The organism is Paenibacillus sp. FSL L8-0502, assembly GCF_038593055.1.
Classification (GTDB): Bacteria; Bacillota; Bacilli; order Paenibacillales; family Paenibacillaceae; genus Paenibacillus; species Paenibacillus polymyxa_D.
On the sequence record NZ_CP151958.1, the window covers coordinates 399829 to 407500 of the forward strand.

Genomic DNA, 7672 nt, shown 5'->3' on the forward strand with positions numbered 1-7672 from the left:
ATCAGGTGGTGATGCAGCATGATCAAATGGTTGAGGTCGGAGTCTTTTACGGCCTGGGCTTTTATGACGCCGGGACTGTTATTGCTTGCCGTCTTTGTATTTTGGCCTATTATTTACAGCATTCCGCTGGCATTGACAGACTACTCTGTCATATCAGATACCCATTTTGTCGGTTTGAATAATTTTGAAGCGGCGTTTAAGGACCGTAACTTTCTTATTTCGATTTGGAACTCATTGTTGTACGTGCTCATTGTCCCCTTTCTCCAAATTTTCTCCATCCTGATGGCCGTGCTTGTGAACAGCCGTATTCCGGGAATCAAAATATTCCGCACGACCTACTACATCCCTGTTGTGACTTCAATGGTAGCTGTAGCCTTAATTTGGAGCTGGCTGTTGGGCAATAACAGCGTAGTGAACTACTTGCTCATACAGATCGGCCTGATTAGCAAAGACATACACTGGTTATCGGACAGCAACTTGGCCTTGTATGTACTGATGTTCATCACAATGTGGAAGGGACTCGGGTATTATATGATGCTCTATCTGGCTGGATTACAAAACATTCCTCAAGATCTGTACGAAGCCGCTAGAGTCGACGGTGCAAGCCGATGGCGTCTGATTGTTCATATTACTCTTCCACTGCTAAGACCTTACGTTCTGTTCTGTACCCTTATATCACTCATGTCAGCTATCCGCGTATTTGATGAAGTATATGTACTAACCAAGGGTGGACCGGGAACGGCCACGTTGACATCGAGCTTGTATATTTTTCAAAAGGGGATGGAGCAGTTTAATTTTGGGTATGCTTCGGCGCTTGGCTTAATTGTCGGTGCAATGATTGCCGTACTTAGTATTATCGTATTCCGATTCAATAGGAAAGGTGGTGTCAATCCCTATTGATGAATCTAAAGGATGACAAATTGCTATGCTCATCTCTTCCTAAAAAGGAAAGTAGCCGCAGCATGCGCAGTCTCGCCCGAATGCTGAGAATGACGGTCATCTACATGCTTCTAGTGCTACTCGCCCTCTTTTTAATGGGACCGTTCCTCTGGCTGCTCAGCGTATCCCTCATGCCAGGCCGTAACATTTTTTCAACGCCGCCCGCTATTTTTCCGACCTTTATTAATTTCGACAACTATGTTCAGGTGTGGCAGTTCATGAATTTCCCGAAATATATGCTGAATACGGTCATCATTACGGTGTTGGGCGTTGTGCTCAATGTGGTACTCGCCAGTCTGACAGGATATCCCTTGGCTGTGTTTCGTTTTAAGGGTAAAAATCTGGTGTTTACGCTGCTGATTGCCACGATGATTATTCCTTCCTACACCGCATTTATTGTGCATTATCTGACCATTCAAGGGCTTCATCTGGGCAATACATATTTGGGTGTAGTGTTGCCTGGGGCAGTCTCCGTGTTCAACATTTTTCTGATGCGACAGACGTTTATTCATATTCCCACCGATGTACGTGATTCCGGTAAAATGGACGGCGCTTCGGAGTTTCGAATTTGGTGGCAGCTGGTGCTTCCGCTGGTCAAGCCAGCGCTTGCTGTAATTTCTCTGTTGGAGGCGATGTCGTTCTGGAACAGCTTTCTGTGGCCTATCGTTATTTTGAACGATACGGAGCTATATCCGCTAGCAGCTGCGCTCACGTATCTCAACGGTCAATTTGCCTATAACTTCGGCTGGATTGCTGCCGGCACAATGATTTCGGTACTGCCGATCATTATATTGTTCCTGTTTACACAGCGCTACTATATGGAAGGTTTGGCGGGAGCGGTAAAAGGATAGCCAGTAGTCACGGCTACGAAGAGCCTGTGAATGGAAGGAGACGATTGCGATGGAACTGTCCGAAGGAACGGGGCCTTATTCGAGTGTAGGGCTAGCACCGCAGGAGATTCAATATTATTTTCGTGATGTGTATGACAGCGGGGAAAGGCTGGTTATCTCCGAACCGCGACTGATCTGTGAACTGTCCTCTCGCTTTGCAATGAATCAGGAGTATGAAGGTGTGCTGGACCCTGAGGGACCGATCAAGCTTATTGTGCCTCCAGGGCCGGGTGTACCGACTGAAACACGGGGAAGCGTGCAGTTGGTGCTCGAATATGACGGAATGCTTGCTGCAGACGGATATCGGTTGGACATTCAGAAGGACGGGCGGATTGAAATTCATGCTTCCAATAAAAGAGGGCTCAAATACGGTATGGATGCCCTGCATCTCCTGCTTCAAGTGGAACAGGAGCGATGTACTCTGCCGGTGATGTCTATTCGGGATGAGCCTTCCTTCCCGGTCAGAGGAATTATTGAGGGCTTCTATGGGAAACCGTGGAGTTTCGCGGATCGGCTGGATGCCGTCCGTTTTATGGCTACGCATCGGATGAACACATTCATGTATGCCCCCAAGGATGATCCATATCATCGTGAGCTATGGAGAGAGCCGTACCCTGAGGATACGTTTGCCCAGATTTGCGAATTAAAGGAAGCCTGCGAACGGCATGAGGTTGATTTCCATTATTGTATCAGCCCAGGGAACGACCTGAGCTTTGGCAGTGATGAAGACTTCCTTAAATTGACTGAAAAGCTGGCGGCCGTGATTGCGATTGGCGTACGTCATTTTTCTGTGTTAATGGATGACATTGACTACGTACTCAAAGGGGGAAATCGACATTTGCTGGGCCGCTCGGGTCACGCTCATGTCTTTTTGACGAACAAGGTGCATGCATGGCTAGCTGAACGACTGCCTGAATTTACGCTGACGGTCTGTCCTTCGGAATATTGGTCATATTGGGATACCGAATACAAAAAGGATTTCCGTGAGCGGCTGCATCCGGAGATTAAGGTGTTCTGGACCGGGTACTTTGTTTTTGCTCCACAGATTAGTCGCGAGCACGCCGCTGATAATCATGCATTCTTCGGGCATGAGCTGTGGCTGTGGGATAACATCCCGGTGAATGATTGTGACCATGATCGGTTATTCCTTGATCCGCTGCGCGGACGATATTCCGGGCTACCAGACTGTGGACATACCGGTATGGTGGCCAACCCGATGAATCAGTGGGAATGCTCCAAAGTGACGCTCATTACGATGTCCCACTATATGTGGAACAGTGAACGGTATATGCCTGAGCGATCTTGGGAATGGGCTGCGCAGGAGTTAGTGGGAGAGCGTGCGGATGAATTGATGTTTTTTTGTCGTCAAAACAGGAACAGGCGACTAGGCGGCAACGCGTATGAGGACGTGGACCTTGCTTTGCAAATGCGCGATATCCCTGCGCTGGATATGTACTTTGAGCGGCTGCTTCAGGCCGTGAGCGTCCTACGGAGCGTGCCTGCCGGTGATCCAGCAGCAGGATTCGTGTCCCAGGCCGCACCGTGGCTGGAACGTGCCGAGCTGGATGCGAGCCTGTGGCAGGTGCTGCGTCAAGCTGCACTCAGCAGCGAGCGACAGGACGATGCACAGTCGGGGGAGAGCGGCACGCCGAGGGAAGCTGTTGACGAGCAAGAGCCGTCACCTCTGACAGACGAAATCGTAGGAGAACTGCGAAGCGGTATCACTGCTTGCTTAGAAGCGGAGGCTCGGCTGGGTAGCAATCCGGCGATCCGTGCTGCTGCGCAGTGGGGTTATGTCGATCAGGACGAACAAGGAAAATATCGGCTGATTTTGTGAGTATTTGCGCTGGATTAAGCAACCAAGGCAGCATAGCTGCCCTGAAAATAATCATTTGCCGTTAGGATAACGGTAATTTTCAGGAGAGGTGGAACGTATGGTGAAGCCCAAAACCCGATTACTTTTTATACCGCTGGATGAGCGGCCCTGTAATTATCAATTTCCTTATTTACTGGCACAGGGCACAGACTTTGAGATGGAGCGGCCCCCATTAGAATGGATGGGACAAAAGAAAACCCCTGGCGATACGACCAGACTATGGGCATGGCTCGAAGAACGCGCAGCGGCGGCTGATGGAGCCATTGTTGCGATGGATACGTTGCTGTACGGAGGAATCGTACCTTCTCGACTACACAGTATGTCGAGCGAGCAGGTCAAAGATAGAGTGAATCGGCTTCGCAGGCTAAAACAGCTATATCCGCAACTGACCCTGTATGCATTTCAACTGATTATGCGCTGTCCGCAATATTCTTTGGCTGATGAAGAACCGGATTACTATGCCGATTGGGGTCGTGAGATATTCAGAAAGGGCTTCATTGAGCATCGTCAGGAGCTGGGGATTGCTACCGCAGAAGAGTTACTCGAATTAGCTGATATCAACGAGCGTCTGCCAATGGCAATATTGGATGATTACCTGGGGCGTCGCCATGTGAATTTGGAGGCCAATGAAGTTGCGCTGGATCTCGTAGCAGAAGGTATCATTGATTTTATGATCATCCCACAGGATGATTCGGCTCCCTACGGCTATACCGCCAAGGATCAGCAGCGGCTAAGAAGTCGTATTTCTGAGCTTGGGCTGGATTTGAATGTATACATGTACCCGGGGGCAGATGAAGTGGGTTGTACGTTGCTGGCTCGTTGGGTTAACAAGATGAATAATGTAGTCCCACGGGTGTATCCCCGATTGTCTGCTTTGCAGGGGGCATTCGTAGTACCGCTTTTTGAAGATCGCTATTTTTACGAAACCTTAAAATATCAGATTATGGCGGCAGGTGGGCTGATAGCTTCCTCAGCAACGGAGGCTGATTTGATTTTGTTGGCTAACACACCTGGTGACACGATGGCAGAGGCTTCATCCCAGCAGCGTGCAATGACCGGATATGATGTGCATCGGAATGTAGTAGAGCTGGTTGAGTACGGTTCTTATATGCTGCAATATGCAGGTCAAAATGTTGCAGTTGCTGATGTGGGCTACGCCAACGGCGCAGATCTCAAGCTACTTAGACTATTGAAGCAAAAAGGACTGCTTTTTAAGCTGGCGGGTTATGCAGGCTGGAATACCAGTTCTAACACGCTGGGCACCGTCATTGCCCAGTCCATGCTGTATACCCACTATGGCTCTACGGAGGAACATTTGGATTTTCTGTCGCTGCGCTACGCCGAGGATGCCTGTTATTGCGCTGTGGTACGTACGGCTATGAATAACGGAATTGTGGAGCAGATGGGTTTTACCAAGTTTATGCTCGATGGACCGAGAGGCTCGGTAGCTGCGGTTATTCGCGGATGGCTGGAGCAGGCGCTCAATGAATATGTGAACGGGCCGGAAGGCCGCGTGGAAATTATAGATTGCTACATGCCGTGGAACCGCACCTTTGAAGTCGCATTAACCGTACGGCATCATGCTGAGAAGAGAGGGTGATTCCTATGGGAATGGAAGGTGTATTATCCAAAGTTCAGCACGGACTGATCGTGTCCTGTCAGGCGCTACCAGGCGAACCGTTACATGGAGCAGATTCTATGGTCAAAATGGCGCTTGCCGCACAGCAGGGTGGAGCTGTGGCGATACGCGCCAATGGCGCATCGGATGTACGTGCGATTAAACAGGCAATTTCTCTACCAGTGATTGGCTTGGTTAAGCGGGATTATGATGATTCTGATATTTACATTACGCCTACCCTTCGTGAAATGGAGGAACTGGTGGAGGCAGGCGCGGATATCATTGCGCTGGATGCCACATTACGACCGCGCCCAGCGGGATGCAAGCTGAAGAGGCTCATAGATTATGCCCATGAGCAGGGAGTCACTTCCATGGCAGATATATCGACACTGGAGGAGGCACTTCATGCGGCCTCCCTTGGCGCAGACTGCGTATCCACCACGTTATCCGGGTATACGCCGTACTCTGCTCAGATTGAGGGTCCTGATCTGGAGCTGGTTCGGAGAGCGTCGGAACTGGTTCCCGTTCCTTTAATTGCAGAGGGCAAAATCTATGATCCAGCGCAGGTTGAGGAAGCATTCCGAATGGGAGCACATGCAGTGGTTGTAGGCTCGGCGATTACCAGACCCCAATTGATTACGCAGCGGTTTGCCGATGCCGCAAGGAAGGCAGTGAAATGCATCTATGGAGATGAACGACCGAATTAAAACGTATTATCCTTCATTAACGAAATCGGAGCAGAAAGTTGCCTTGTGCGTACTGGAGCATCCCGCAGACATCATATATTTCTCTGTGACGGAGCTGGCGGATTTTGCAGGTACAGGCGAAACGACCGTCATGCGCTTTTGTCGGAAGATTGGTTTCAAAGGTTATCAGGATTTCCGACTGTCCCTAGCGCAAAACCAGACTTATCGTAAAACTGATATGGGCGAGGAGAACATCGACCCAGATGACGAACAAGATATTACGCGTACGGTGTATCACAACATGCTCGATATTTTGCACTCCAGTATGGGGCTGCTGGACCATTCAGAGCTTGGTCGTGCGATTGCGTGTCTCGATCAAGCGGGCTATGTTCAATTTTTCGGCGTAGGTGCTTCGGGGATTTCCGCGCAGGATGCTAAAAACCGTTTCTTACGCATCGGGCGTCGCGCCGAGGCTGTGGCAGACGGACATATTCAGTCGATGATGGCGGTATCCATGAACCCGGGTGATGTGGCTATCGGCATTAGTGTATCAGGAAGTACGCTGGATACGAACGATATGCTGCATAAAGCCAAGCAAAACGGTGCAACTGTTATTGCAATTACAAATTATGCGAAATCACCCATTACCTCCATTGCAGATATCGTGTTGCTAACCGCGGGCAAAGAAGCGCCGATAGAAGGTGGTTCAATCGGTGCTAAAATCTCACAACTATTCGTGATTGACCTCATTTGCGAAGGGCTTGCTCGCAAGCACGCGAGTCACACCAAACAGATGAAGGAAAAAACAGCGAGGGCCGTTATTGAACGAAGCTATTGAGATTTTTCAGTTGTGAATTGAAAACTGTGCGTTTCGACAGGTTCAATGACTTGTGTTTGTGGTGCTTATGAATGGCTATTTCATGTATTGCTATTAATAGAAGGTTTGTACAAAGAGCTAGTAAGCTTTTATGTAGGGTAACAAGGAGGTTGGTGTGGTGGCAGCTGCTGTGAACAGAGTCATTGGAATCGACATTGGGGGCACATCGGTGAAGGCCGCCATAGTGGCACGGGACGGATCGGTGCTTGATGAAATCCGGCTGGATACGGACGCTTCCCGGGGACGTGAATGGGTGTTGTCGCAGGTGTCAGAATCTGTGCTCGGGCTGTTGCGTTCTTTTGGAGATACCAGCCTCGGTGCCCATATAGATGTAGGCGCTCTTGGCATTGCTACTGCTGGCAGAGTAAATGTGGAGAGCGGCGAAGTTGTGTATGCCACAGATAACCTACCTGGCTGGCAAGGTACATCCTTAGTAACATGGGCTAGGGAAAAACTGGCTTTACGAGCGGTTGCTGATAATGATGCGAACGCCGCTTTACTTGGAGAAGCGTGGCAGGGAGCGGGGAAGGGCAAGCGACGCTTGGTGATGCTCACGTTGGGAACAGGTGTCGGAGGTGCATATATGGAAAATGGCCTCTTGTGCAGAGGGGCTCATTGGAGCGGCGGTGATTGGGGGCACAGTATTCTATTCCCCGGAGGACACCCCTGTAATTGCGGAAGAAAAGGGTGCGCCGAGCAATATGTATCGGGGAGCGCCCTCTTACGTCGAGGTAGGGAACACGTCGGTAAATTGTACCGCTCGGGAAACGAGATTGTGAAAGAGGC

General features: G+C 49.9%; 7 protein-coding genes (1 of these 7 cut by a window edge). All 7 read left to right on the forward strand.

What is annotated here, in order from left to right; all coding sequences use genetic code 11:
* Nucleotides 1-18 precede the first annotated feature (18 nt).
* Nucleotides 19-900 (forward strand): sugar ABC transporter permease, encoded by an 882-nt coding sequence (locus NSQ57_RS01720; protein WP_029516819.1) that lies wholly within the window; start codon nt 19-21, stop codon nt 898-900.
* Nucleotides 900-1790, forward strand: coding sequence for a carbohydrate ABC transporter permease (locus NSQ57_RS01725; protein ID WP_029516818.1), 891 nt, complete (start codon nt 900-902; stop codon nt 1788-1790). Before NSQ57_RS01720 ends, NSQ57_RS01725 begins: the two co-directional genes overlap by 1 nt.
* A 49-nt stretch (nt 1791-1839) precedes the next feature.
* Nucleotides 1840-3666 carry a beta-N-acetylglucosaminidase domain-containing protein gene (locus NSQ57_RS01730; protein WP_342425555.1) on the forward strand — a complete coding sequence of 609 codons (1827 nt, stop codon included), beginning with the start codon at nt 1840-1842 and terminating at the stop codon, nt 3664-3666.
* Between the two features lie 97 nt (nt 3667-3763).
* The gene (locus tag NSQ57_RS01735; protein WP_342425556.1) at nt 3764-5305 is read left to right on the forward strand and encodes a DUF4127 family protein; all 1542 of its coding nucleotides are present in this window, start codon (nt 3764-3766) and stop codon (nt 5303-5305) included.
* A gap of 5 nt (nt 5306-5310) precedes the next feature.
* Nucleotides 5311-6030 carry an N-acetylmannosamine-6-phosphate 2-epimerase gene (locus tag NSQ57_RS01740; RefSeq protein ID WP_029516815.1) on the forward strand — a complete coding sequence of 240 codons (720 nt, stop codon included), beginning with the start codon at nt 5311-5313 and terminating at the stop codon, nt 6028-6030.
* Nucleotides 6008-6847, forward strand: a complete 840-nt coding sequence (locus NSQ57_RS01745; protein ID WP_342425557.1) for a MurR/RpiR family transcriptional regulator — start codon at nt 6008-6010, stop codon at nt 6845-6847. Before NSQ57_RS01740 ends, NSQ57_RS01745 begins: the two co-directional genes overlap by 23 nt.
* 157 nt (nt 6848-7004) lie before the next feature.
* A protein-coding gene (locus NSQ57_RS01750) for an ROK family protein (RefSeq protein ID WP_342425558.1) crosses the window boundary here: on the forward strand, nt 7005-7672 show its 5' portion. The gene runs 268 nt beyond the window's last position; 668 of the gene's 936 nt are visible here — the first part of the coding sequence; the start codon lies at nt 7005-7007; the stop codon falls past the right edge of the window.